General features: G+C 34.5%; 25 protein-coding genes. 21 read left to right on the top strand and 4 right to left on the bottom strand.

From position 1 onward, the window contains the following. Window positions 1–6 precede the first annotated feature (6 nt). The 9 genes from LJC66_RS08485 to LJC66_RS08525 all read left to right on the top strand — a co-directional run bounded on the left by LJC66_RS08485 (window position 7) and on the right by LJC66_RS08525 (window position 11,852). Window positions 7–2,559 (top strand): cyanophycinase, encoded by a 2,553-nt coding sequence (locus tag LJC66_RS08485; protein ID WP_230932303.1) that lies wholly within the window; start codon window positions 7–9, stop codon window positions 2,557–2,559. Window positions 2,560–2,775: 216 nt separating this feature from the next. Beyond that, entirely contained in the window at window positions 2,776–4,149 is a 1,374-nt protein-coding gene (locus LJC66_RS08490) for a sigma 54-interacting transcriptional regulator (RefSeq protein WP_230932304.1), read from the top strand. 549 nt (window positions 4,150–4,698) lie between these two features. After that, window positions 4,699–6,513 (top strand): reverse transcriptase/maturase family protein, encoded by a 1,815-nt coding sequence (locus LJC66_RS08495; protein ID WP_230932305.1) that lies wholly within the window; start codon window positions 4,699–4,701, stop codon window positions 6,511–6,513. A gap of 107 nt (window positions 6,514–6,620) precedes the next feature. Continuing rightward, complete coding sequence (locus LJC66_RS27945; protein WP_308280730.1) at window positions 6,621–7,349, top strand: sigma 54-interacting transcriptional regulator; 729 nt, start codon at window positions 6,621–6,623, stop codon at window positions 7,347–7,349. A gap of 424 nt (window positions 7,350–7,773) precedes the next feature. After that, window positions 7,774–9,042, top strand: a complete 1,269-nt coding sequence (locus LJC66_RS08505) for an MFS transporter (protein ID WP_195694860.1) — start codon at window positions 7,774–7,776, stop codon at window positions 9,040–9,042. Continuing rightward, complete coding sequence (locus tag LJC66_RS08510; protein ID WP_230932307.1) at window positions 9,042–9,428, top strand: MerR family transcriptional regulator; 387 nt, start codon at window positions 9,042–9,044, stop codon at window positions 9,426–9,428. The genes LJC66_RS08505 and LJC66_RS08510 overlap by 1 nt, the downstream gene beginning before the upstream one ends. Window positions 9,429–9,869: 441 nt before the next feature. Beyond that, window positions 9,870–10,442 carry a GNAT family N-acetyltransferase gene (locus LJC66_RS08515; protein ID WP_050689087.1) on the top strand — a complete coding sequence of 191 codons (573 nt, stop codon included), beginning with the start codon at window positions 9,870–9,872 and terminating at the stop codon, window positions 10,440–10,442. Between the two features lie 51 nt (window positions 10,443–10,493). After that, window positions 10,494–10,943, top strand: coding sequence for a GNAT family N-acetyltransferase (locus LJC66_RS08520; protein WP_230932308.1), 450 nt, complete (start codon window positions 10,494–10,496; stop codon window positions 10,941–10,943). A gap of 144 nt (window positions 10,944–11,087) precedes the next feature. After that, complete coding sequence (locus tag LJC66_RS08525) at window positions 11,088–11,852, top strand: methyltransferase domain-containing protein (protein ID WP_230932309.1); 765 nt, start codon at window positions 11,088–11,090, stop codon at window positions 11,850–11,852. Between the two features lie 214 nt (window positions 11,853–12,066). Here LJC66_RS08525 and LJC66_RS08530 read toward each other — a convergent pair whose 3' ends face one another. Next, a complete protein-coding gene (locus LJC66_RS08530; RefSeq protein WP_230932310.1) occupies window positions 12,067–12,711 on the bottom strand; it encodes a YczE/YyaS/YitT family protein in 645 nt (214 codons plus the stop codon). A 116-nt stretch (window positions 12,712–12,827) separates the two neighbouring features. On the opposite strand from LJC66_RS08530, the gene LJC66_RS08535 reads away from it, so the two are divergent. Then, a complete protein-coding gene (locus LJC66_RS08535) occupies window positions 12,828–13,280 on the top strand; it encodes a MarR family winged helix-turn-helix transcriptional regulator (protein WP_098248902.1) in 453 nt (150 codons plus the stop codon). Window positions 13,281–13,299: 19 nt separating this feature from the next. Beyond that, window positions 13,300–13,824 carry a spermidine/spermine N(1)-acetyltransferase gene (gene paiA / locus LJC66_RS08540; RefSeq protein WP_098578970.1) on the top strand — a complete coding sequence of 175 codons (525 nt, stop codon included), beginning with the start codon at window positions 13,300–13,302 and terminating at the stop codon, window positions 13,822–13,824. Window positions 13,825–14,109: 285 nt separating this feature from the next. On the opposite strand, the gene LJC66_RS08545 is transcribed toward paiA, so the two are convergent. Further along, a complete protein-coding gene (locus LJC66_RS08545) occupies window positions 14,110–14,691 on the bottom strand; it encodes a DUF2087 domain-containing protein (protein WP_230932311.1) in 582 nt (193 codons plus the stop codon). A gap of 331 nt (window positions 14,692–15,022) precedes the next feature. Between LJC66_RS08545 and LJC66_RS08550 the strand changes: the two genes are divergently transcribed. Further along, window positions 15,023–15,691 (top strand): type 1 glutamine amidotransferase domain-containing protein, encoded by a 669-nt coding sequence (locus LJC66_RS08550; protein WP_230932312.1) that lies wholly within the window; start codon window positions 15,023–15,025, stop codon window positions 15,689–15,691. A gap of 122 nt (window positions 15,692–15,813) precedes the next feature. On the opposite strand, the gene LJC66_RS08555 is transcribed toward LJC66_RS08550, so the two are convergent. Further along, entirely contained in the window at window positions 15,814–16,008 is a 195-nt protein-coding gene (locus tag LJC66_RS08555; RefSeq protein ID WP_025749210.1) for a hypothetical protein, read from the bottom strand. A gap of 232 nt (window positions 16,009–16,240) precedes the next feature. Here LJC66_RS08555 and LJC66_RS08560 point away from each other — a divergent pair, with 232 nt between their 5' ends. From LJC66_RS08560 to LJC66_RS08570, 3 genes are read left to right on the top strand one after another with little or no spacing between them, the layout of a single operon-like run. Further along, complete coding sequence (locus LJC66_RS08560) at window positions 16,241–16,705, top strand: hypothetical protein (RefSeq protein WP_230932313.1); 465 nt, start codon at window positions 16,241–16,243, stop codon at window positions 16,703–16,705. Between the two features lie 49 nt (window positions 16,706–16,754). Beyond that, a complete protein-coding gene (locus LJC66_RS08565) occupies window positions 16,755–17,114 on the top strand; it encodes a hypothetical protein (protein ID WP_230932314.1) in 360 nt (119 codons plus the stop codon). 29 nt (window positions 17,115–17,143) lie between these two features. Further along, on the top strand, window positions 17,144–17,338 hold the full coding sequence (locus LJC66_RS08570) for a DUF6980 family protein (protein ID WP_025601776.1): 195 nt from the start codon (window positions 17,144–17,146) through the stop codon (window positions 17,336–17,338). A gap of 93 nt (window positions 17,339–17,431) precedes the next feature. Here LJC66_RS08570 and LJC66_RS08575 read toward each other — a convergent pair whose 3' ends face one another. Continuing rightward, window positions 17,432–17,824 (bottom strand): bleomycin resistance protein, encoded by a 393-nt coding sequence (locus tag LJC66_RS08575; protein WP_230932315.1) that lies wholly within the window; start codon window positions 17,822–17,824, stop codon window positions 17,432–17,434. A gap of 82 nt (window positions 17,825–17,906) precedes the next feature. On the opposite strand from LJC66_RS08575, the gene LJC66_RS08580 reads away from it, so the two are divergent. The 6 genes from LJC66_RS08580 to LJC66_RS08605 all read left to right on the top strand — a co-directional run bounded on the left by LJC66_RS08580 (window position 17,907) and on the right by LJC66_RS08605 (window position 25,836). Beyond that, window positions 17,907–18,095, top strand: coding sequence for a hypothetical protein (locus LJC66_RS08580; protein ID WP_230932316.1), 189 nt, complete (start codon window positions 17,907–17,909; stop codon window positions 18,093–18,095). A gap of 1,111 nt (window positions 18,096–19,206) precedes the next feature. After that, window positions 19,207–19,422 (top strand): DUF6366 family protein, encoded by a 216-nt coding sequence (locus LJC66_RS08585; protein ID WP_050689076.1) that lies wholly within the window; start codon window positions 19,207–19,209, stop codon window positions 19,420–19,422. A gap of 392 nt (window positions 19,423–19,814) precedes the next feature. Then, window positions 19,815–20,486: an HAD family hydrolase gene (locus LJC66_RS08590; protein WP_230932317.1), complete on the top strand. Its 672-nt coding sequence runs from the start codon at window positions 19,815–19,817 to the stop codon at window positions 20,484–20,486. A 796-nt stretch (window positions 20,487–21,282) separates the two neighbouring features. Then, the gene (locus tag LJC66_RS08595) at window positions 21,283–23,796 is read left to right on the top strand and encodes a PEP/pyruvate-binding domain-containing protein (RefSeq protein WP_230932318.1); all 2,514 of its coding nucleotides are present in this window, start codon (window positions 21,283–21,285) and stop codon (window positions 23,794–23,796) included. Between the two features lie 101 nt (window positions 23,797–23,897). Then, on the top strand, window positions 23,898–24,473 hold the full coding sequence (locus LJC66_RS08600; RefSeq protein ID WP_230932319.1) for a TetR/AcrR family transcriptional regulator: 576 nt from the start codon (window positions 23,898–23,900) through the stop codon (window positions 24,471–24,473). A 16-nt stretch (window positions 24,474–24,489) separates the two neighbouring features. After that, window positions 24,490–25,836 (top strand): MFS transporter, encoded by a 1,347-nt coding sequence (locus LJC66_RS08605; protein WP_230932320.1) that lies wholly within the window; start codon window positions 24,490–24,492, stop codon window positions 25,834–25,836. The last annotated feature ends 160 nt before the right edge of the window (window positions 25,837–25,996 follow it).

A 25,996-nucleotide genomic window follows, 5' to 3' on the forward strand; every position in this document is an offset into this window, starting at 1 on the left:
TTTCAAATGAAAAAGAAACTTGTTTCATGTCTTATCAGCTTTACATTACTTTCTTCTTTGAGTACACCGCTGCTTGCAAAAGCACAAGAAAATACTGGAGACATTAAAGGCAGCCTTGTTATTGCAGGCGGAGGTGTAGGGACATCTAATCACGATGTATATGAAAAATTCCTCTCGCTTGCTGGAGGAAAAGAAAAAGCAAAAGTAGGGATTATTCCAGCTGCCAGCACAACGCTGCAGTCTTCTAAAAAGTTTAAGGAAGACCTCGTAAGATACGGAGCAAACTCAGATTCTATTAAAATTCTTCCCGTTTCAAATCACGATTTTTCTGACACACAAAAAGATGAATCGACTTGGAAGAATCAAGTAAATGATAAGAAGTTATCCCGTACGATTAAAGGACTAACGGCAGTTTGGTTTGTTGGAGGAGATCAAACCAAAATTGTGGATTCTCTTCGTCAAAATAATGGAAGTGATTCTGAAGCGTTAAAAGCTATTTGGGATATATATCGTAAAGGAGCAGTAATCGGAGGCACAAGTGCAGGAGCTGCAATTATGAGTGACGTCATGATTACAGGAGGAGACAGTCTAGGAGCGTTAAAAGAAAGTGTAGAACACAAGGGAAATAAACATGTAAGCGAAAACCAACGCAGTCAAAAAGAGTACGAGCCTCTGTCAATTCAAAAAGGGCTGGGGTTTTTCCAACGAGGCATAATTGATCAGCACATGGATGAACGAGCACGACTTGGGCGACTTGCAGTAGCTGCATATACTTCTGAACGTGACAAAGAAAAAAACTTTGCATACGGTGTGGATGAAGATACGGCTATGATTGTTAACAATAAGGATCAAAAGATTGAAGTTGTTGGACGAAGTGGAGTAGCCGTCTTGGATATGAGCAAAGCTAAGCTTGTATCTAAGCAGAAAGCTCGTTCAGGATTAGAGAATATAAAGGTTAGTTACTTATCTCCTGGAGATAAAATTAACTATCATTTAAAGTCATTTGAATTTCCAAAAGAGAAAGTAGAAACGAAGGGATTTGAATATTACTCGTTTAACGCACTGCCTGCTACGGGTGTTTTTACGCCATATGGAAGATTAAAGGCTTATTTATCCTATTCTCTTGTTGACAATAAATCGATGAACTCTGCCAACAGCTATGTTTATGACAGTAAAGGGTCGGGATATGAAATTGCTTTTCAAAAGGATAGTGATACAAACGGCTACTGGAGATATACTGACGGACAAAAAGATGACTATTCCATTGTAAATGTCAGAATGGATATTACGCCTAAAACCTTCAAATTCCAACCGGATAGAAAAACTAGTTTAACGTATAAAAAGCCTACTTTTTCTTCACCTGAAAGTCCTGCATACGATTCGATTAAAGGTAATCTCTTAATTGCAGGAGGGGCGCTTGGCAGCAGCAATTCAAGCGTGTATAACAAGTTTATTAATCTTGCAGGAGGAAAACAAGCCAAAATAGGAATTGTGCCTGCAGCGAGTACTAAGTTCGACTCTTCTAATCAGTTTAAAAGTGATTTAATTAAATACGGAGTGAAAGCAGAAAATATAGAAATTTTACCTATTTCGAATCATGACTTTAAAGGAACTTCTGAAAATGAGTCGACCTGGAAAACAAATATGAACAGTGATAAACTAGCGAAAAAAGTTAAAGGGCTAACGGGTATTTGGTTTGTAGGAGGAGATCAAACCTTGATTACGGGCTCCTTGCGTAATGAAAATGGCTCGGACTCAAAAGTTTTACAAGCTATATGGCATACGTATAAAAACGGGGCAGTACTTGGCGGCACGAGCGCCGGCGCGGCAATTATGAGTAATACTATGCTCGCAGGCGGAGATAGCTACGGAGCGCTTTCATACGGATTTACAAACACATATGATGATATGACTCAGCAAGAAGGCGGGCCTGCTTATTTGGAAAAAGGTCTTGGCTTTTTCCAACACGGTCTTGTAGATCAGCATTTTGATAACAAAGCAAGACTCGGACGTCTTATTGCAACAGCATATGAAAAAGGAAATAAAAATCAGCTTTCATACGGAATTGATGAAGATACTGCTATGGTGGTAAATAATAAAGAAAAACAAATAGAAGTTGTGGGAAGAGGCGGTATTACGCTAGTTGACTTAGCGCAGGTACAGGCAAATGACAAATTTCCGAGTGATTACAAAAATATTCTTATCTCTTGTATCACTCCAGGCGACAAAGTAAATCTCACAACAAAAGACATTGTAATAAATCCAGCTAAAACATCTACTAGAAAAAATGAATACTACAGTGAAAAGGTTGGAGCAAATACAGGTCTTTTCTCTCCGCACGGTGTATTAAGAAAATTTTTGGCTTACGATCTTATTGATAACGCTCAGAATAAAGAAATAAAGAGCTATGCGTTTAACCAAAACAAAGGTTTTGAGCTTACCTTCCGAAAAAGCGCTGAAAGCAATGGTTATTGGGCTTATACAGACGGTCAAAAAGACGATTACTCCATTGTAAGGGTAGCCTTAGATATCAAACCAATAAAAGTAGCTATTAAATAAAAAGAAAATAGAAAGTAAAATGCACTTAGCACTTGATCATGTTGTACCTCCACCTATTAAAGTGGAGGTGCTTTTTTCTACTTGTTTTTATTTGCACTAGGGACAAACATCCGCTAGATGAAATGCACGGCAAAGTATAAAATGATAGGTACAGTATTCCAGGACTAATCTCTGAAGGCAAGTTAAGCTAAAGCCCTGTAGAAAGGTGTTTATACAATGAAAAAGAAATTAGTTTTAATAACAGGAAGCAAGCAAACTAGAATCATTTTACTTAACCAATTAAAAGAGTTATTAGGCGATTACATTTTTATTGAATGCTTTGCGGTTGACGAAGAGTTACCGAAAAAAATTGATGGCAATGTTGTACTCTACTCATCAGAGAGTATAAAGAACGAAATGATGGACAGATTAGACGTTCAGCATGCACATGAAATTGTAGGAAATAGAACGATTCACCACAAACATATAAATGAATTGCTGAAAATTCCTGCCCATACTAAAGTATTAATTGTAAACGATGACGATAAAGAAACTCTTAAGTTAATAGAATCTCTCTATCAAGTAGGTATTAATCATGTTCAGTTTATTCCTTTTAAAAAGCAAAAGACCTATTACGAAGGTGTGGAAATTGCTGTTTCTCCAGGTGAGATTCACTTATGTCCGCCATATGTAAAACATGTAATTGATATAGGTGTTAGGCTTTTTGATATGGCGACCATTTTTGAACTTATAAAGTCATTTGGTTTTAATCAGTCTAATCATTCGATTATTTGGGATCGCTATTTACGAAATATTATTGAGCTGCAAAAAAAACTAATAGAAGCAGAAGGGCAAATGAAAGAACTTCACCTCCATGTAAAGAGTGTTGTAAATGTAGTAGAAGATGGTATTCTTGCCGTGGATTTCAATAAAAGAATTACGTTATTTAATAAAAGGTTAGAATCATTGTTTCAGCTATCTTCTTCTGAAGTTGTAAATCGTGAAATTCAACATGTTATCTCTAACGACGGCCTTGTGGAGTTTATTATGTCTTCCGACGAAAAAAGTCAGTACTTTAACATAAACGGGTACGAAATGGTTATCTATAAGTCTATGATTCAGGAAAGCAATACTACGGTAGCAACGTTTAAAAGTGTGAATCAAGCTGTTGAAATAGAAGGAAAGGCGCAGTCAGAACTTAGAAAAAACGGCTTTTCTGCTAAGTATGATTATCAAGATATTATCGGAGAACACCCAGCTTTGCTTAAAACGATTGAAATTTCCCGGAAAATGGCGGTTACTGAGTACCCTATTTTAATTCAAGGAGAAACCGGTACAGGAAAAGAGCTGTTTGCTCAGGCTATCCATAATCATTCTACACGTAAAAACGGACCGTTTCTTGCCGTGAATTGCAGTGCCATGACCGATACATTGCTAGAAAGTGAGCTGTTTGGGTACGAAGAAGCCAGCTTTACAGGAGCCCAAAAAGGCGGTAAAAAAGGGCTGTTTGAGAGCGCTGATAAAGGTACGATCTTCCTGGATGAAATTGGTGTGCGCCCATACGGGCATATAGAGAATCTCCTTAGACAAGAGATGGGAGTCTGCGCTTAACCCATTTACCGCCTTGCTTACCCACAAGGGGAAACCCGGAGGGGACCAGAGCATGCAAGGAAAGCCCTAAGTTACCAAAATGACCTAGGTACGACTGAGGGGCAAGGTAAAAAATATTATGAATAAGGATGAATGCTAAACTGCGTGAACCATAGTCCAAAGTGGAGTATCGTCGCCCGAAGTGAAGGGTCATTGAAACGCTTCGCAGTCAAGAATGGAAATATTGCCAAAGTTTCCATTGAACATACGTGATACGTATGGCAGACCAACGACTGACTAACTTGGATAACAAGTAACGGACGAAAGTGGCATCCGACATCATAATTAGTCTAGTTTCTATATGTACTAAATGGGGATTACCTAACTTGGAACGCCTCTTGAGGAGGCTATTGAGGATGATACCAAGTGTAAAAAGCAAGGTATGTGGCTCATGAAAATCCAATATGGTAACGGAGTTCTCGTAGTAGTCAGAGCGAGGGAAAGCCTCGTACAAGGCGAAGGAGAACAGTCTTTTCGACTAATATTAAATTGGGAAGGGGCGTGAGGCTCTTGCGAAGCCCAAAAATCGTATTAGAAAATCTAGCATCTCACAGTAACAAAGCAGGATATAAATACAAGAAGTTATATCGAAATCTGTATAATCCATTATTTTTCCTTGATGCCTATCAAAACATATACGCCAGCGAAGGAAACATGACTGCTGGAACAGATGGAAAGACCATTGACGGATTGTCTACAAGAAGAATCTCAGGGTTAGTCGATAAATTAAGAGATTTTTCTTATCAGCCACAACCAGTAAGAAGAGTTTACATTCCAAAGAAAAATGGAAAAAAACGTCCATTAGGCATACCTTCAGTAGAGGATAAATTAGTTCAAGAGGTCATCAAAAACCTATTAGAGTCCATTTATGAACCAACTTTTAGTAAGTTTTCTCATGGCTTTCGCCCTGAAAAGAGCTGCCATACAGCTTTGATTCAGGTCAAAGGCACATTTACGGGGAGCAGATGGTTCATCGAAGGTGATATTGAAGGCTTCTTTGATAATATTAATCATCATACCCTTATTAATATCTTAAGGAAGAGGATTGATGATGAACAATTTATTTCGCTTATATGGAAGTTTCTTAGAGCTGGTTACTTGGAAGATTGGAAGTTCCATAAGACGTTTAGTGGTACACCACAAGGTGGTATTCTTAGCCCTCTATTAGCAAATATCTATCTGAATGAGTTAGATAATTTTATAAATCAATATAAGTCAACTTTTGATGTAGGAAAGGTTAGGAGGATAAACCCAGCTTATTCTAAAATACAACATCAAATAAATAGGGTTAAGAAAGAACTGAGGGAATCCAAGGAAATAGATGAAGTACGGGAAAAAGAACTAACGAATAAGGTACATGAGCTGTTAGCTGAAAGAGAACGTATTCCTCAACGATATCCGATGGATGAGAATTATAAACGAATTCAGTATGTTAGATATGCAGATGACTTTCTCATTGGAGTTATTGGAAGCAAGGAAGATGCGTACAAGGTTAAAAAAGACATTGCTGATTTCTTGAAATCGGAACTTAAGCTAACATTATCCGAGGAGAAAACACTTATAACAAATACGAGGCATAAGGCTCGATTTTTAGGGTATGACGTTAAAGTTGCGCGAGATTTCCACTCTAAACGACGAAGTGATGGAATAAAAACAAGAGCATTCTCGTTAAAGTGTGAACTATATATGCCTACTGACCTTGTTTACAGTCGCTTGTTTAAAAAAGGGGTAATAAAGGTCAACAAAAAGACGGGTCAATGGAAACCAATGCACCGTCCAGAGTTAATTAAGTTGGTTCCTCTTGAGATTCTAAGGAACTATAACGCCCAGATACGTGGGACCTATCAATATTACCAACTGGCAGTTAATGTGTGCCATCTAAACAGTTATAAGTATCTCCTTGAATATTCTATGTACAAAACCTTAGCAAATAAGTACCGTACTACCTTAGGTAAAGCTAAACAAAAGTTTATGGTGAACGGAATATTCCAAGTCAGTTATATGACAAAGTCCGGTAAGAAAACGGAAGTGCTTTATGATAAGGGATTTCGGAGGAATAAAGCTCCTATAACTAAAAAGGATGTAGAAAAACTTCCTTCGGAAGTATCATACCAATCCCGAACATCGCTTATCCAAAGGTTAATGGCTAATCAATGTGAATGGTGTAAGACTGAAGAAGGCTCAATGGAAGTTCATCATGTTCGAAAGTTAAAGAACCTTAAAGGGAAAAAGAAATGGGAAAGACAGATGATAGCAAGAAGTCGTAAAACGATGGTACTTTGTCGAAAGTGTCATCATGACCTGCATAATGGGAAGCTAGACTGAAAAGATGGAGAGCCGTATACCTTGAGAGGGGTACGTACGGTTCGGGGGGGAGTTCTCGGAAACCTAAGACCGAAAGGTTTTAAGGCGCCGGGTTCTTACCCTACGATATCAGTCCGCGTTTACAAACTCAGCTTTTAAGAGTGCTTCAAGAAAAAGAAATTAGACGGGTAGGAGGGACAAGAGTTATTTCGATCAATGTAAGAATAATAGCAGCTACTCACAACAATTTACTACATAAAATGAAAGAAGGGTTGTTTCGAGAAGATTTGTACTATCGTTTACACGTATTATCTTTAACGATTCCTCCGCTGAGATATAGAAGAACCGATATTTCTTTACTGATTCATCACTTTATTTCTAAATCAAAAATGTGGACGCATATTCATCCAGAAGCGATGAAGCTGCTTATCGAATATGAATGGCTAGGAAACATAAGAGAATTAAAAGGAGTCATCGAGTATTTGCTTACTGTCTGCGATGAAAACGAAGTGAAAGCAAAAGACGTAGAATATAGGCTTAGTAGTCAAAAAGAGGAGCACACTTTACATGAAGTCGAAAATGAATCGGTTGACTTGATCGAACTTCAAGAAAATCACGCTCTGTTAGAAACGATAAAGCAGTGTAATGATACAGGAAAAGCAGCAAGCAGAAAGTGGATTGCACAGCATTTGAAAGGCGTTACGCTTACAGAACAGCAGGTGAGAAATCGTTTGGATGTACTAGAAGAAAAAGAGTATATTATAAAACGCAGAGGCAGAGCAGGAACGAAAATAACAGAAAAAGGACTGCATTATCTATATCATTTAAAAACAAAACAGCACTTAATCAATCCTTAATATACGGAAGAAAGGGAAACTTCACTAATCAAGTTTCCCTTTTCTATAAAATAGTGTCGTCATAGACTTGGCGTTTACGGCTGATTTCCTCCGTATACTTTTCCTGTAGAGGAAGTAATAACACCGCCGTTTACGTTTAAAGTATAAGCTAATCCTCCAGAACCTGTCCAAGTGGAAAGATTAAAAGTGCTGCCATTAAATAGTTTATAGATAGAAATCCCCTAAAAGTGCATCCCTCATTGAAAAATAACCTTTAAAAACTTAAAATTGTAATAGAAAGGAAAAACAAGGATAAAAAGAAGAGCTGTCCGCAATAGCGACTTATTTATCAAATAGACCTTCATTCTATCAATATCTTCATCTCTTAAACATTTTCCACCAGCATTTCTACGCAGAAAAATTATACATGAGAGGATCTGTCAAAATGAACAAACAGGAAAGTAGCTACAGATGGGTTGTTTTTGGAACCGCTTTATTAGCATATTATTTGATTGTCAGTCAACGAACAGCCCCTGGACTTATTACAGAACAGTTAATGAAAGATTTTCACGTTTCAGCGTCTGTTATAGGATTAATGACTAGTATACAATTTTTAGCATATGCAGGTCTTCAGATTCCTATTGGTTTACTTTCTGACCGATACGGTCCCAATCGATTTTTGATTATAGGGTCGCTTTTAACTGGAATAGGAAGTCTTATCTACAGCACGGCTCCTAACGAATATGTGTTAATTTTCTCTCGTTTACTAGTCGGTACGGGAGACTCCATGATTTTTGTCAATTTAGTGTTAATTTTAAGTCAGTGGTTTAAGGGAAATGAGTTTGTAAAGCTATTAGGTTTAATTGGGCTGGTGGGAAGTGTAGGTTCATTATCAGCTACCGTGCCTTTGTCTATGTGGATTTCATTTGCAGGCTGGAGAGTTCCTTTTCTTAGCATAGGTCTAGTTTTAATAGCGGTATCCTACCTGCTTTATGTCGTTTTGGTGGTAAAACCTAAACGATTATTTCAAGAGGATGCTACAGCAAATAAATCCTCTGTTAAGACTCCGGAAAGCGTATGGGCGATCCTAAGGAGAGTGATGACGACTCGTCAAGCCTGGGCAACATTTCTTTGTCATTTTGGTGTAGTTGGTACATATATCGGTTTTATTGGTTCTTGGGGAGTTCCTTATGGAATGAATGTGTTCCATTTATCCCGCGCTGATGCAAGTCAGCTTATTATGTATGGTCTGTTTGGCGCTATGATTGGCGGACCTTTAATCAGCTGGATATCAAGCAGGTTAAACTCCATTAAAAAAATTTATTCACTTATTCACCTTATTGTGGTGCTTAGCTGGACTGGATTATTATTATCTGGAGTGAAACCTTCATTCATGCTAGTCGTTATTTTGCTTTTTATCATCGGCTTTGGAAACGGCGCAAGCGCTTTGACATTTGCCGTAGTACGTCAATCCTTCTCAGTAAAAGAAGTAGGAGTTGTATCAGGTTTTGCCAATATGGGAGGCTTTTTAAGCGCCGTATTATTACCTAGTATTTTCGGAAATGTCCTGGATTTATTCCCTGAGCGTTCGCTGCATGTTGGTTATCATTATGCTTTTATGATTCCCATTTTGTTTTCAATGATGGGTTTGTTAGGTGTCTTACTAATTAAAGAAAAGGGAAAAAAGGAGCAGAAAGTGCTGAATGCTTCTTAATGTCTTATACAATGAGAGACATGCAAGAAAAAACGGGGCTGTCTGCACCCACTCTGCGATACTACGAAAAGGAAGGTATTTTACCGTTTGTCGAACGAAATGAACATGATCAGCGTCTATACAATGACCAGAATATCGAGTGGGTCAAGTTTATTTTAGCCTTACGTGCAACAGGGATGCCTCTTGCTGAAATCAAGCAGTATGTAGAGTCATATAAAAAAGGAGAAAGTACCATCAGCGAACGTAGAAACATGATGCTTCAGCATAAAAAGAAAGTGGAAGCAGACATGTCGCAAGCCTACCTGCATCTAGAACGAATTAATTATACACTTGCGCTGTATGATACGTTGGAAGCTGGTTTAAACAATAAACAAATAAAAATTTAAATGCTGATAACAGAGAATCCTGTTCATACACAAACTATACAGGTGTTAAAAACTGCGAAACAAACAAAACAAGATAACTGCATAGTTATCTTGTTTTGTTTGTTCTATTCTAGTATGTACTGCTTAAATAAAGAGCTACATCGCGAATTGCTTCATCTTTTTCTCCTTATTATCTCATTTAGACTAGTTAGAAAAGAAGTCTTCATTACTAGCTTTCATTCCTTTAATTTTTAGAACTAACAAAGATAAAAGAAATGACAGTGCTGATTTAAAAATGAAGTTATGCGTGTTTTTTTTACTCATTTCTAGACAAATATTTAGAATTAAAAAGGAATTCAGTAATAATAAAAGAAAGTTCTTACTAGGGGTTATTTAAATTAGATAAAGCTGTGAGAAAAGCTCCGTTTAGTTAATGAATGGATAAGAGGAGGGAAGGTACAGGTGTCAAATTATTTTCCCGTAATTAAAACAAAAAGGCTTATCCTAAGGGAATTTGAAACAGAAGACGCAGGTAGTATTTTAAAATACCTATCCGATAAAGAAGTAATGAAACACTACGGTCTAGAGCCTTTTACAACGGTTGAGGATGCTTTAAATGAGATTGCGTGGTATAAATCAATCTTAAATCAAAAATCTGGAATAAGATGGGGTATTACTCTTAAAGAACAGGACGACATTATTGGCAGCTGCGGGTTTCTTAATAGAGTTCATAATCATTACCGTGCAGAAATTGGATATGAGCTAAGCAAAGATTACTGGGGGAATGGGATTGCTAATGAGGCATTGGGCGCTGTTATAAAATATGGTTTTACACATTTTAATTTGCGGAGAATTGAAGCATTAATAGAGCCTGCTAATGTTGCTTCACAAAAATTAATAAAAAAGCATGGCTTTATAAAGGAAGGCCTATTAAGAAGCTATGAATTTACGTGTGGAAAATTTGATGATTTGTATATGTATTCGTTATTAAAACAAGATTTTGATAGGATTCCACCACATGAAGGGAATATCTAGACATCGTTATTAAGAATACGAATAACATAATGACAGATAAGGGGAAAATGTATGGCTCATTTTAATGTTAATATCGTTCACTATCATCCTCAATTTGCTGAGCAAACGGTAAAAATGTGGAGAGATAGTAAAGAAAAAGCGATTGAACAAAAGGAAATGCATAGTTTTGACCGTCATGTCTATTTTTTAAATCATATATTGTCAGCACACTATAAAATTGAATTAGCGTTAATGGATGAACAAATAGTAGGAATGATTGCTTATCATGCTGACGAAATTAGCCAACTGTACGTTCATGTGGATTATCAAGGAGGAGGAATCGGACAGCGTTTACTCGAAAGAGCCAAGACAGAATCAAATGGAAAATTAATATTACGTACATTTGAACGAAATAAAAATGCCCAGAGGTTTTACGAGAAACACGGCTTCAGTATTATAAAAAGAGGATGTGAAAACGAAGAGAAACTCCCCGATATTACATATGAATGGACAAATAAATGAAGCATACGTAATTTTAATAAAGGAGCGGTTAGTGTGAATACGTTAGCACATGAAACATAACAACGCTGTCTATATGTCCGTGGTCCGCCTTTTACTAGTTTAGGATAGATGATTAATGCTAGCTATAAAAAGGAGGAGTTCAATATGATAACGGACAAACATTTTTTTAATGCTGTAAACAATACAAATAATGTTGATTTTACTGGATGGGATTTTTCTATTATTACTCGTACTGGTCGTATGGATAGCGACATGCTTTCGTGGTCATACGGAAGTGAAGCTATTCGTCTTATTCAAAACTCTAATGCCGCTTTAGATATGGGAACAGGAGGAGGAGAATTTTTATCTTTGTTACAGCCTTTTCCTCGCGTTATGTACGCTACAGAAGGATACAAACCTAACATTCCAATCGCTAAAAAACGTTTAGAACCGCTTGGTGTCAAAGTTGTTGAACGAACTGAAGACAAAAATTTACCGTTTAAAGATGATACATTTGATTTGATTTTGAACCAGCACGAATCTTTTTGTGCTTCAGAAGTAAGCAGGATTTTGTCAAAGGAAGGCACGTTTTTCACGCAGCAAGTGGGAGGGTTAGACTGTTCACGAATCAATGAATTTATAGGGGTTCCAATAAATAAAGAGTTTTGTAATTGGAATTTAAAGAAAGCAATAGAAGAGCTTAAACAAAGTTCTTTTAACATCACTTCTTTCAAAGAAGAGTTTCCTGTACAGAGATTTTATGATATTGGAGCGCTCGTCTTTTATTTGAAGGCAATTCCTTGGCAAGTTCCTAATTTTGATATAGAAACATATATCGAAGGGTTGTATAACATACATGGAATTATACAGTCTAAAGGTTTCTTTGACGTAAAACAACATCGTTTTACTATTAAAGCTGAAGCAAAATAAATAGTTAATCAAACAGAGAAAGCCGATCTCTAACTGGAGACCTGCTTTCTCTGTTTTAATTATGTAAACTGCTTCTTTATACTTATCTTCATACAATACAATCATTGATTAATAATAACTCCTTTCCTTCATTAAATGTTTCCTCCTCATTGCTCTTATTATATCTAGTACTATGGTGCAAATCTATTATAATAGTTGAGTAATAAAAATGTATCTATATGGAACGCTTGTTATCTTGAATATGATTTTGTAAGGTATGAGATTTTGGTAATATACAGTCTACTGCTTTTTTTGTAATAGGCATAAAAAAATTAAGCAGCATGCCGCCTAAAAGCACGGTTAATAACGTTCCTACACCAATGGGTCCGTTTAAAAGCATCGCAGCTAGTAAGAATGTGAGGTAAATAAGTGTTCTTGAAAGTAATAAGTTTGTTTTAGCTAGTTTTTGTATGATTAATGTTAAGCGGTCAATTGGAATGGGTGCAAAATTTGTATGTAAATAGGCTGAGGTTCCTACACCTATAATGATTAAACCAATTCCAAAACAACATAATTTGCTGTACCACATTTCAAAGGGAGCCCAATTCTGTAATAAAAAAAGCCATACATCAATACCAAGACCCGTTATGAATGCTGTTAACAGTCCCAGTACTTCCGGCTTTTGTTTGCTTAAAAGGGCATTACCACAAATTAATACACATGCAAGTATAATTTCCCAGCTTCCAACGCTAAGGCCTACGTTTAGGGATAGTCCAACTAAAAGTGCATCAAAAGGTGAAGCCCCTAGGCTGGATTGGATCGTTAAAGAAATTCCCAGAGTTAATAGTAAAATTCCTCCTACATAAACAACATATTTCACTGTAATCAGCCCCTTTATCCACTATTTTTTGTTGCAAATGCAACTATTTTAAGGTACATTAAACTTATATTATTTTTATTGTATTTGCAACAAAAATATGTGCAAAGGAGATATTTATGAGTGAAATTCTGCGTGAAATTGGAATGATAGCAAGAGCATTGGATTCGATTAGTAATATAGAATTTAAAGAGTATGACCTGACTAAGGGGCAGTATTTGTATTTAGTGCGAATATGTGAAAATCCGGGAATCATTCAAGAAAAGTTAGCTGAGATGATAAAAGTAGATCGAACAACAGCGGCTCGGGCTATAAAAAAGCTTGAAATGAATGGTTTTATTGAGAAGAAAGACGATCTCCGCAATAAAAAAAATAAAAACCTTTTTCCAACTGAAAAAGGGAAGAACGTATATCCGTTTATAAAAAGAGAAAATGATTATTCGGATAAAGTGGCATTAGAAGGTTTTACCCAGGAAGAAACAGATACCATTCTTAAGCTGGTTCAAAGAGTAAGAAAAAATATAGAAGCAGACTGGGAGTTTGTCAAAAAAGGAAACAAGAGAAATTATTGAGGATATAAAGGAGAGGCGTATGTCAGTGATGATGGATATAAAAAAGTGTACTCTTGAAGATGTAAATCACCTTCAAGATATTAGTTACAAAACATTTAATGAAACGTTTAAAGATCAAAATTCACCTGAAAACATGAAAGCTTATTTAGAAAAAGCATTTACAGTGGAACAGCTAGAAAAAGAACTATCAAATACGTCCTCGCAATTCTTTTTTATGCATGTTAATCATGAAATTGCAGGTTATTTAAAGGTTAATACGGATGATGCTCAGTCTGAAGAGATGGGGGAAGAAGCGCTTGAAATTGAAAGAATTTATATAGGTAACAGCTTTCAAAAACAAGGGCTTGGTAAACATTTATTTAATAAAGCAGTAGAGATAGCAACGACACTTAATAAAAAGAAAATTTGGTTAGGTGTATGGGAAAAAAATAAAAATGCGATTGCTTTTTATAAGAAACAGGGATTTGTTCAAACCGGATCTCACTCGTTTTACATGGGAGACGAAGAACAAATAGACTTTATTATGGTTAAAACACTTTTATAGTTTTTTAAAAGATAAATAAAGTACGATAAGGATTATTGACTAATTTAGTTGGTAGAGGATAATCCTTATTGCATACAGAGGTTTTATGATTTTTTTTCAAAGCAGATGCTTTTAGGGTAAGCAGTAAGCAAACTAATATGGCTGCTGTGCGAGCACATAGGAGAATGAAATTAATGTTACATGCTTACCAAAACGTTTTTACTTTAATTCTATTTGAAATAACATAGACTAATTAGATATATATCGAATTAGAAAGCTTAAAAAATGAACGTTTTTACGTCCATTTTAAAAGATAACGGGCCACATCTCTTTTGGATTTAACTCGTATTCTCCATTTTGCCTATACATAAAATGCTGCATAATTAACTCTCTGCGAATCGTCGCATAATCTTCATGATATTTTTTTATATGTTCATTCAGTTCTTTCTCTTGATACGTTTTTCCGTGCTGTAAATCGCGTATTAAATAGGCTAATATTACGTTCTTTTTCTTTCTTTGACTTGGAATGATCTTTAAATTACCGTCACTGTTTATAAAGTTTTTAACAATCGATAATTTGTCTTTATCCTGTAAATGGTTTTCTTGATTTTCCATCGAATCCTCTCCAATATTCAAAATAGCCTTCGAGTTATATTCGAGTCTTTCAAGGTCTAGATAAAAATAAATAATGTTCCCTTGTCTTCTTTGATAAATAATTCCTACATCTCTTAGCTTTGAAATGTGATGAGTAATAGTTGAAGGCTGTAACCCCAGCTTATAAGCAATGGCTTGCCCATGAAGAGGCCCTTTTTTTAATAGTGAAATAATTCTAATCCTGGTAGGATCACCAACGGCTTTATGATAATTCACCAACTTATCTAATTGCATAGCTTACTACCTTCTTTCCCTAATTCGATATACATCTAATTAGATAATAATCGAATTAGATGTATATGTCAAAAAAGTGAAAATATTTAAAGTGATCACTTTTCACACTGCATATAAAAAATCTGCTCTGTATAGTCTTCAAACTATAAAAAAAGCGTCTATTTTTTCGTATAATTTAACCATTGTTTTTACCTGTTCTTTTTATTATTAAGAAAAAGTTACCATGTTTTCATCAAATAATACCGGGGAACATATTCAAAGAGATAAATGAATTATTAAAGGTACATGTATGTAAATTATAAATAATAAATGAAAAAGGAATGAGTAAATCATGACAGGAAATTCAAAAATTTTAATGGTTGTTACAAATGGACATACAATGGAAAATGGAGAGCTTGCTGGAATTTGGCTTACAGAATTCTCTGAAGCATATTTAGAATTTAAGAAAGAAGGATATGAAGTAGTCGTAGCAAGTCCAAAAGGCGGTAAATCACCTGTGGATCCTAACAGCTTAACAGATGATGTGACGGACGAAGACAAAGAAGCAGGAAAACTTTTAGAGAATACAAAATCATTAGCTGAAGTAAGTTCACAAGACTTTGCAGGCATGTTTGTACCTGGAGGGCACGGAACAATGTTTGACTTTCCAGAGGATACGCACTTACACCGTTTGTTAACAGAATTTGCTGAAGACGACAAGCTGATTGCGGCAGTATGCCATGGACCGGCAGCTCTTGTAGGAGGAAAGCTTAAAAACGGTGAGCCGATTGTAAAGGGTAAACGTATTACAGCGTTTACTGATTCAGAAGAGAAAGATACAACCTTAGATAAATACATGCCGTTTCTTCTTGAAACAAAGCTTCGTGAGCTAGGCGCTGAGTTTATTGCAAAAGATAATTGGAGCGATCATATTGAAGTAGACGGAAAGCTTTTAACAGGACAAAATCCACAGTCTACTATCAGCCTCGCAAAAGAATTTGTGCGTGCTTTAAACGCGTAAAAGTATGTATGACCTTAATAGGAATGTCTCATGATTGTTTGAGACATCCCTATTTTCTTTAGGATGAAATAAAATAGGAATTAAGGAAAATAAAAAGGGCAGCTATCTAAATAGCGGCCCTTTTATTTATTAGAAGGTTTATTTCTGAAAATGTATGTAGTAATTCCTGTCACAATGATAACAGCTACAACACAAATGATCAGACGAACAATCTGTGTCACAAAGATATTATCTGCAATGCTCATGTTTTTGGTTAAAATTAACGTTCCATAAGCAGCTAAGACAGATAAAAACATATTGACGATTCGTTGAGCCATGTTGTTTTTACTCCTTTCGCTTCACTACTTTACACTTTAACACATGTGTTCGCTGTAAAAAATATTGAATTACAAGTATGTCAGAAAATCAGCACTCCAGTAAAAGAATCTACTTGTAAGGAAGTAGCTGATATCATATTAGTTATGACGACTAGAGCTCAGAGAAGGAAATAAGATTTCTTTAGTCGAATTTAACATGCTTGTATTATTTTTTTAGATAGGTGGGAAAAGCTTGTTTAATAAATTAAAAAAGCTATTTATGGATAAACAGGATCAGGAAACAGATGACAAATATATTTTAGTCCCTGAGAGTGAAATAAATGAGAATTTAAAAAGAGATATAGTAAAGTTGGAAGAAGTAGGAGAGGCATACTGCAAAAGTCTTCAGCACAAATATAGAAATAAATTTGAACGTGAGGATAAGCAGAACTTAAAAATATGGATGTGTCGGGATATTGATGGCGACCAACTACCAAATCTAAGTTCGGAGCAGTGTTTAGAAAAAGAATATCGTTCCCAAGTGGCAATAAACTTTGATGGGTTTACAGATGAAGAAGATGCACACGTTCATTACATCCAGTTGTGGTATTACTTTAGTGGGTATTTTAAAGGGACAGGCACTTTGTATGATTTGTCAAAAAATCATTTAGAAGATGATATTGAAGAAAAGTTAAAAGAATTACTGAACCAATTATAGATTTCTACTTAGCACTAAGATTATTTGTTAATACACAGGGGGAAGGAATATGAGGGGGCGGCCAGAGTTAGAAATAGAAAGGGAAAAAGTTTATAAAACGAAAAAAAATCCTAATGGAACATTTATAGCGCGAATTATTCAAGTGCCTAAGGAAGAAAATATGTTAGATTTTATTCTAGAAATCAAAAATTTAAAGAAAAAGGAACTTTCTTATAGAAGTTTATTAGTAAGGACTGAAAACTGGTACTATTCTTTTCGTCTTGCTAGAGGAGATCTGAAATGGGTATCTTTGCATACAGTAGCGGTATGGGATCGGCTAGGACATAAATTAGTTGAGGTAGCGGCCCCAACCGGTAAGGAAAATTATCGTATTTCCGATGAACACTGTTCAGTTTACCAAGAAAAGTAATAGTGACCATATAGTTAAGGAGAAAACGAATGAAAAAGCATTGCTGCGATTACATGAATTATCATGCGAACTTTACGTGTGATATTCATAGTGATCCGTTTGATTGTCCAGATAATCTTATCTTATTTGATAAAACAAATAAGGAATACGGTTTAATTATCCATGATGGTGGTTCATCTATCATTGGAATTTCATTTTGCCCATGGTGTGGTGCGAAGCTATGAATTAAGAAATGAAGAGGCGTCTTTTGTTTAAGAGATCCTCTTCACTCTTGGAACGGGGGATAAAATCATGAACGTAAATTAAAAATAGTTTTATTATTTTATTGAATAACCCTGAGAAAATCTTAGCAAGTAGCCATCTGGATCTTGAACTATAAATTCTTTTTGAGTGAAGCCACTATAGTTATTCATCATAGCGTCTCTAAAAAGTGAAATATTATGTTTCTTTAAGTTTTGTAAAATAACCTCTATATTTTCTACTTCAATTTGAAAATTAATCCCTCGCCCATATGGGTATTCAAGTTCACCAGTTTCCCAGTGACCATTACATTGTTCAATCATCATTTGTGCTCCATTTAGTGAAATAAATGCAAATTGGTCTTCTGGACGTTCATATGCAAGCTCAAATCCAAGTATCTCTAAATAAAATTCTTTTGATTTATAAATATCTTTTACGGAAAGTTCTGGTATTAACTTATTAAATTTCATGTAATCGCTCCTTTGTTTATAGGGCTACTAATTGTTTTAATAATACCGTATAGATGTAAAATACCGAAATGGGGGATTATACTTGGTCTTACGTTATCTAGCTATGTTATCAGGATTAGGAATTGTTTTATTAAACCTTTTTGATCCTATACATCAAGGGGGTACGCGCTGGTTGATGGTCATCTGCGGTTTATTCATCTTTAGTAGCCATTTAAAATTCATCTTAGATAAGAAATCGAAAACAACGGATAATCAAAAGAAGACCTACTAATAAGAATTTCTTTTGATGTTGTACCTTTAATAATTATGTAAATGAAAAACCTAAAGAATATGTAGTAAAGAAATAAAAAAGAAAATTATATGTTATAATAATCATAAATATCCAAATAAAGGAACATTATGTTGTTATGAATCGTAAATTTAATTCTTTATTTATAGTCTATCCTATCGTTTTCTTTGTAGTGCGTACTGTTTTTTCTTTTGTGAAAAATAGCGCTGCGGAATCTGTCTATGAGACGTTAGCTATAATCGCCATGTATTACTTTGCAGCTAGTGTTTTCTATTGGATTGACTTGTATATGCAAAAGAAAAATAGTTAATAGATTAGAAATCATAAGCTCAACATTGAGTTTTCTTTAGATGACAAGGACAAAGTTGGAGGCATTTTGGTTCAAAAAATAAATAATTAAGATGAGTAATACTTATTTTTGCTGCAGCTTTTAATATGTACTCATTTATGTAAATTGAGTATGTTTGAGCTATAAATCTAAAACAAATAAACAGAAAGGTTTTTTTCCTATTGAGTACGTTTACTAAAGTAGTACCGTCAGCTTTTATACTTCTCTATATAGTATTTTTCTTTTTAGATATTTCTTATCATTATGGTGTTTCTTATTCATATAGCTTTTTTCTTTTTTTATTTTTGTCATTAATATCTCTAGTTTTATGTTTAGTAATATGGTTTAAGGACAGGGAACGTCTTTTTCTATTTTTGGCTGTAGTTTCAATCCTTCAACTTACGTTTACTGTCTTTATTTATCTTTTGCCAGAAGCAGGAACTAAACCACTAATTTATGAAAAAGTAATCACAAAAGAAGATGTTTTACATAAATAAGCGTACACAAAAAAACTTGAAGAATGTGTATCTAGTATAAGGTTATTAAAGAGATCCCCTTACATAAAGAGGATCTCTTTGATGCAGGTGTTTGTAATAGTAATTATATTAACTAGCGTTGTATACTTCTTCATTACAAAGCAGTGTTCCATACTTATTAAAAAAAGAAATGTGTACAGTTAGTGTAAGAAAAGGGAACTGACAAAAACCCATTAATTTATATTTTAACCATAATATGTTATAATATTTCAAAAATGGTGGTGTGACGATGAGCGAAGATAAAGAAACACCTGAAAGAAGAAGAGAGAGATTAAAACACGAAGAGGTCAAGAGAAACCCCACAGGGAATATGAACGATGCATTTAACAGAAATGAAGCTGGAAACCTACCTGGTTTAGCAGGCAGCTTAGGATGGAAGGGGCTAGGTATACTTATTACTGTACTGATTATAGGCTTTATCGTTGTGTCCCTATTTTTAAAATAATATGAGGTTTATAAATTAAAAGTACTGAAGGAGTCATTTTGAAAAATTATGCAGTCTTTATTGGTAGTTTTATAGTGTTACTGTTTGCTTTTCAAATTGTTTCTGGGCTATTTCTTACACTTACATATGTACCTGAGACTTCACAGCATTTGAGTAGCTCAACGGTCAGTATTTTTTCTTTTAGTTACCCATTTTTAAGTGCTACTATAGCAGCGACCGTTGCATTTAGTATTTCAAAAAAAGTATGCAAAGTTAAAAAGAGCACCTATAAATGAGTAGGTGCTTTTTTGTGCTGAGAATATTCATTATGGTTTTTAATAACTGCATATTTTCCTTTTTATGGTATTATATATAAATACATATTTAATACTGTCGAAAGAGGGAGATACATAATGTTGCAATCACTGATTTTTGATATGGACGGAACGCTGTTTCAAACAGATAAGATTTTAGAATTATCACTTGATGATACCTTTAACCATTTGCGTACAATCAATCAATGGGACGCTAGTACTCCTATAGATAAGTATCGTGAGATTATGGGTGTACCTTTACCAAAAGTATGGGAGGCTTTATTACCTAATCAATCAGATGAAATAAGAAAGTATACGGATGACTATTTTTTAAAAAGCTTAGTGGAGAATATAAGAAAAGGGAAAGGTGCTTTATATCCCAATGTAAAAGAGGTCTTTAGCTATTTAAAAGAAAATAACTGTTCCATTTACATAGCAAGTAACGGTTTAAAAGAATATTTAGAAGCAATTGTAGACCATTACGATTTGAATAATTGGGTGACAGAAACATTTAGTATTCAACAAATCCAAACCCTCGATAAAGGAGAGTTAGTCAAAACAATTATAAAGAAATATGATATCAAACATGCTGCAGTAGTAGGAGATCGCCTATCTGATATCAATGCTGCAAAGGATAATGGTTTAATGGCAGTGGGGTGTAATTTTGATTTTGCTCAAGAAGCTGAGCTTGCACAGGCTGATGTGGTAATAAATGATTTGAAGGAGTTAAAAAGGATGGTATCTAACATAAATAGTAGCTTGTCAATCTAATGGACTGATCTTTGTACGTAACCGTTATAGATGGTTAATGTCTCAATTTTATTAAGAAAATAAATTTTTTTATATGCTATGTAAAAGGATAGGGCTTTAAAGGCCTATCCTTTTAATTTACCTTACATTATTGGAATCCACTTTATTTTGAATCTTCACTGCAGTTTCTGCTTCGTCAATGAACTCATACATATAGAAATCTCAATCTATTGAAGTTGAAACATAACTAATGAGTGGTTCCCCTACAACTCTCCAATGTTTACATAATCTTTTCTTGTCATTAATAAATGGTTTACAATACTGAGCTATGCTTAGGTTAAGATTTCCAAAATAGTTTTATATTAAAAATAACTCTATGAGAAAGGAGATTTTTGATTATGACTTCGCATATGATTCGTAAATCTGATAGCGCTCAGTTATATATTAGAGAATATAAGATAAAATTGACACTCAGCCAGTGGAAGCTTGTAAGCACTCAGAGATAATAGTTAACCCAACTATAAAAAAGGAAATCTCCACCTTAATTTAGGTGGGGTTTTTTGCATTTCTTTTATTAACCTTTTAATTGATTAACTATTTAGACTTTATAATAAAAAAGACTAATAATAGTTAAAAAATGTAATAAAAAAGAGGAATATTATTTAAGTGAAATTAAAATAAAGCACAACTAAATATGTATTTTTTAAATGTTTTACCACTTTTTATTGACCATAAAAATTTAAAAGAATTAAAATAAATATAAAGTAAGTAGTTACTTACATTTTAAAACTAGTTTGTAGGAGGATGAATATCTTTAATGTATAGTTTAAGTTTTCAAAAGGTGGACGAGGCGAACGAAAAAGTTGGAGCAAAAGCTTTAAACCTTATAAAAATGAAAAAAGAAAATTTACCGATTCCAGATGGGTTTGTTATTCAACCAGAAGCTTTAAAGCGATATATTGAATGGAATGGGATTAATCGTCAAACGGATAATATCCACGAGAGAATTTTGCAAGGGGAAATTCCTATTGAAATTGAATCGGATCTTATAAAGGCATTTCGAAATCTAAAAAACTCTTATACATCAGTAGCCGTGCGATCATCATCCAGTGCTGAAGATTTAGAAGGTGCATCGTTTGCTGGCCAGTATGAAACCTATCTTAATGTGAAAAGTATCGAGGATTTTTTGAGTAAAGTGAAAGCGTGCTGGGCCTCATTTTTTACTGAAAGAGTCGAACAATATACTCAAAATATGTATGCTGATTTTGATGAAATTTCAATGGCAGTTGTTGTTCAAGGATTAATTGAGTCCGAAGTATCGGGAGTCATATTTAGTCAAAATCCCGTTACTCATAATACAAAAGAAATGATGATTAATGCCAGCTATGGACTAGGAGAAGCAATCGTATCAGGTTTAGTAACACCTGATGTTTACCTGATTAATAAACAAACCTTTGAGATAGAGAAAGAAAAAGGGCTAAAGGAAGTAAAAATAATTCCACTTGATGAAGGCGTTGAAGAAATCGAAACAACGGAAGATGAGCAGCAAAGGTTTTGTTTAACAGACGAGAAAATCATTGAATTGGCCGAAATAACAAAAGAAGTAGAAGCTCTTTACCAACATCCCGTAGACATAGAGTTTGGTATTCAAGACAATCAAGTATATCTATTACAGGCAAGAGCGATTACCACATTAACAGAAACTAAAGAATTAACTCCTTTCCAAAAAGATATATCTTTAAGTTTCGAGAATATGGAAGAGTTTTGGATTTTAAATGACACAAGTTTTTCTCATGCTGTTAGTCCTTTGTATGCTTCATTTATTATTCCAGCATTTTCGGAAGGCACAGCTGCTAGCTTTAAAAAGTTAAAGTTTATGTTTAATAGACTTAATTTAAAACTTTATAAAGGACATATCTATACAAAAACGGAGCCTTTTAAAGGAGATTCCAATAAAAGATTCCAAGCAAATAAAGAATTGATGGAAAGTATTTATCCAATCCTAACAAAACGAATGAATCGAATGATTAAAGAACAATTCCTGCCTTACTATAACAAGTTAGATAGCTTTACCGAGGAAAATCTCAATCTTCAGAGAGGAAAAGAGATTCTTCAAAGTTTGACTGATTTTTATAAAACGGCATATGACTTGCATTTTGACATTGTTATGCCTCAAATGTCTTTAAATACTAAGGTTGAAGAATACTATAAAAACCTTACAAATAAAAAATCCGGACATGATGTTTATGAGCTATTGACCGGGAAAATGAACAAATCGTTGGAAACGGATCAGCAGCTTTCTAGACTTGCTTTAACAGTTAAAGGTGATGCGGAGCTTGCTAAGATCTTTGAAGAAGAATCCACAGAAACTTTATTAAAGAAACTAGAGGAAAGTAAAGCAGCAAAAAGCTTTATAGCTGAATTAGGTGCTTTCTTAAAACAGTATGGATATCGAAGCGTTGTAAGTCACGATTTTGTAGGAGAAACGTGGTTAGAGAATCCTCTTCACGCATTATCGATTATTCAAGGGTATGTTAATGACGGTTACAACTTTGATGAAAACTTCCAACAAACAGTCAAAAAACGTGAACAGAACTATAATGAATTCCTGGAACAGATAGCGGATAGCAAACACAAAGAAGAGTTTAAAAAATATTATCAGTGGGCGCTAGATGCATCCGTTATAAGAGATGACCATCATTTTTATATCGATGCAATGTTGGACGCAAAAGCTCGTTTATTCCTACTCAAGCTAGGTGATTTACTAGTTAATCATCATGTTTTTCTAGTGAAAGATGATATTTTCTTTTTATATCTTGATGAGCTAGAGTCTCTTTTAGAAAATCCAGTAGACGTGACAGAATTAGTTGAGAAGCGTAAAAAAGAACACGCAGAACATGAGCAAACATCTAATTTGCCTAGATACTTTGGCGTGCCTGAGCCAGCTCACCTGAAAGAAGCTGAAAAATATATGGGTGCTATTGAGGAAAGCAACGCTAACAGCGAACATTCTATTAAAGGGTTAGCCTCTTCTTCAGGAACCTATACCGGAAAAGTAAAGGTCATTTCAAATACGAAGGAATTTTTCAAGCTGGAAAAAGGTGATGTTTTGGTATGTAAGACCACTACTCCACTTTGGACTACTTTATTTCAGACTGCGGGGGCTGTTATTACTGACGCTGGAGGTATTCTTTCTCATTCGGCAATAATTGCACGTGAATATGAAATTCCTGCAGTGGTTGGTACGAAAATAAGTACGGATAAGCTAAAGGATGGTGATATGGTTATGGTGGATGGTACGAATGGAATTGTCACGCTTTTAAATGAATAAATAGTTCTCTTCGCTTCCATTTGACAACAGCTCTTTTTCCTTTATATACTGCCTAATGGAAAGTAAATACTTACATTCAGGAAGCATAAAGGATGATTAACATGAAAAAAGATGACACAAAAAAGAAGATAACAAAAGCTACAATAGAACTGCTTAAAGAAAAAGGCTACAAAGGTACTACCACTAGAGAAATTGCAGAACAAGCTGGCGTTAATGAATTAACTGTTTTTCGCCACTTTGGCAATAAAGAAGGCATTATTCAAGATATTGTCAAAACAACAAGCTTTTCGCTTGAAATTTTTGATAAATCAATTGAATGGGAGCTTGAAAAAGATTTGACGAATTTCGGTTACCTGTTACTAAAAGACTTTGATAATAACCGAGACATGATTTCAATTGCTTTAAAAGATCCTTTAATTTTCTCACAGGCGCACGAAGAAATTTTGAAAAAAATTAATGATACGAAAGAAATACTAAAAGACTACTTTGAAGAAATGCAAAGGAAAGGATATATCAAAGAATTAGATTGCTGTACACAAGCGGAGATTTTCCTAAGTACGTATTGGGGATATTTTATGTATAAACTAAATTTTGGAGACAAAGCCTTACATGCAGATTATCAAGATATGATAAAAAGCAGTATAAAAACGTTTATAAAAGGAATTTCTCTCCACTAAAAGGAGGCAATAATGTTTGGGCAAACATAAAGAGCTTATCTTGATTATTTCATTACTAATTGGGACATTTCTTGTACCAATAAATTCGACAATGATTGCCGTTGCTCTATCGACCATATCAGCTCATTTTAACGAACCACTTGCAAGTATTTCTTGGGTAGTAACTATTTATTTAATTGTAATGGCTGTTACTCAGCCTATCGCTGGAAAACTAGGAGATTTGTACGGAAACAGAAATATCTATTTATGGGGCGTGGTGTTCTTTCTGATAGCGTCTTTAGGCTGTATATTTTCAACTAATCTCATTTCCCTTATTATCTTTCGATCACTGCAGGCAGTAGGAGGAGCTTTACTTACTCCAAACACTATAGCAATCATTAGATATGTGGTACCAAAAGAACGGCTCTCTAAAGTCTTAGGTATATTTGGAATGGGGATGGGTTTGGGTGCTGCAATTGGACCTTTATTAGGGTCTGTCCTGCTTGAGAACTTCAATTTGGAAGCTATATTCTGGGTCAACGTTCCTTTTCTTTTCTTAGCTTTAATCAGCGGAATAGTTATGATTCCTAAATTTAATGTTAAAAAGCAAACAAGTACTTTAGATATTCAAGGTTCCATTTATTTAGCAATTAGCATTTCTTTATTGATCTTGCTGACACACGGTATGGAATTTACCAAGGCTTTAATAATGGGAATAATATTTATTTTATCTACAATCTTGTTTATCAAAAGAGAAAATTCAGCAGAAAACCCGATTATTAATTTTTCTTTATTCAAAAATGCCACCTTTACAAGCGCTAATTTATCTATTATGCTTAGCAACTTTGTTATGTATGTGATTTTATTAATTATGCCTCTGTTAATGAAGGCTCAATTTCATTTATCTACAGCGCAAACAGGGCTTGTTTTGTCAATTTTTTCGATTTCAATGTCTTTAAGCGGCTGGATAGGTGGATTATTAAACAATAAGTTTAGTTCTAAACAAGTGATTGGGTTTTCTTTTGCTATGATTATTGTCTCTAATATTCTTTTTTTATCTTTAGAGAACATTAGATCTATTCTTTTTCTTATAGTGGCTTTAATTGTTGGAGGTTTTTCGACCGGAATAGGTTTAACAAGCATGCAGGTTGCCTCGTTGGACTCCGTAAGCAAAGAACAGTCTGGTACAGCCTCTGGTATTTATTCAACGTTTCGTTATTTCGGAAGTATTATTTCGTCCACGCTTATTGCGCTCGTTACAAGTTATAACTACATCTTCATTATTTTAGGGATATCGGGGATAGTAGGTATACTAGTAGCTAGAAGCATTAAATCTAGTAGCCAAGATGTAATAAGCAGCAATAATTCTAGTGCAAAAGCATAGTTGTTTTTTGATAAAGCTTTTGTTTATATACACAATTTACTAATCAATCAATAAAAAAGTACTGCTTCTAAAATAGGAGCAGTACTTTTTTTGCTTAAAAACCTTAGAGAAAACAACATGCGAATTTACAAAATGACTTGTTTTAAATAAAAAAATTCTA

The sequence above is a fragment of the Priestia sp. TSO9 genome (assembly GCF_021029645.1).
GTDB lineage: Bacteria > Bacillota > Bacilli > Bacillales > Bacillaceae_H > Priestia > Priestia megaterium_E.

Coding starts and splice junctions, on each gene's coding strand:
- LJC66_RS08485 (WP_230932303.1), top strand. CDS start 7: ATGAAAAAGAAACTTGTTTCATGTCTTATCAGCTTTACATTACTTTCT.
- LJC66_RS08490 (WP_230932304.1), top strand. CDS start 2,776: ATGAAAAAGAAATTAGTTTTAATAACAGGAAGCAAGCAAACTAGAATC.
- LJC66_RS08505 (WP_195694860.1), top strand. CDS start 7,774: ATGAACAAACAGGAAAGTAGCTACAGATGGGTTGTTTTTGGAACCGCT.
- LJC66_RS08510 (WP_230932307.1), top strand. CDS start 9,042: ATGTCTTATACAATGAGAGACATGCAAGAAAAAACGGGGCTGTCTGCA.
- LJC66_RS08520 (WP_230932308.1), top strand. CDS start 10,494: ATGGCTCATTTTAATGTTAATATCGTTCACTATCATCCTCAATTTGCT.
- LJC66_RS08525 (WP_230932309.1), top strand. CDS start 11,088: ATGATAACGGACAAACATTTTTTTAATGCTGTAAACAATACAAATAAT.
- LJC66_RS08535 (WP_098248902.1), top strand. CDS start 12,828: ATGAGTGAAATTCTGCGTGAAATTGGAATGATAGCAAGAGCATTGGAT.
- paiA (WP_098578970.1), top strand. CDS start 13,300: ATGTCAGTGATGATGGATATAAAAAAGTGTACTCTTGAAGATGTAAAT.
- LJC66_RS08545 (WP_230932311.1), bottom strand. CDS start 14,691: ATGCAATTAGATAAGTTGGTGAATTATCATAAAGCCGTTGGTGATCCT.
- LJC66_RS08550 (WP_230932312.1), top strand. CDS start 15,023: ATGACAGGAAATTCAAAAATTTTAATGGTTGTTACAAATGGACATACA.
- LJC66_RS08555 (WP_025749210.1), bottom strand. CDS start 16,008: ATGGCTCAACGAATCGTCAATATGTTTTTATCTGTCTTAGCTGCTTAT.
- LJC66_RS08565 (WP_230932314.1), top strand. CDS start 16,755: ATGAGGGGGCGGCCAGAGTTAGAAATAGAAAGGGAAAAAGTTTATAAA.
- LJC66_RS08570 (WP_025601776.1), top strand. CDS start 17,144: ATGAAAAAGCATTGCTGCGATTACATGAATTATCATGCGAACTTTACG.
- LJC66_RS08575 (WP_230932315.1), bottom strand. CDS start 17,824: ATGAAATTTAATAAGTTAATACCAGAACTTTCCGTAAAAGATATTTAT.
- LJC66_RS08585 (WP_050689076.1), top strand. CDS start 19,207: ATGAGCGAAGATAAAGAAACACCTGAAAGAAGAAGAGAGAGATTAAAA.
- LJC66_RS08590 (WP_230932317.1), top strand. CDS start 19,815: ATGTTGCAATCACTGATTTTTGATATGGACGGAACGCTGTTTCAAACA.
- LJC66_RS08595 (WP_230932318.1), top strand. CDS start 21,283: ATGTATAGTTTAAGTTTTCAAAAGGTGGACGAGGCGAACGAAAAAGTT.
- LJC66_RS08600 (WP_230932319.1), top strand. CDS start 23,898: ATGAAAAAAGATGACACAAAAAAGAAGATAACAAAAGCTACAATAGAA.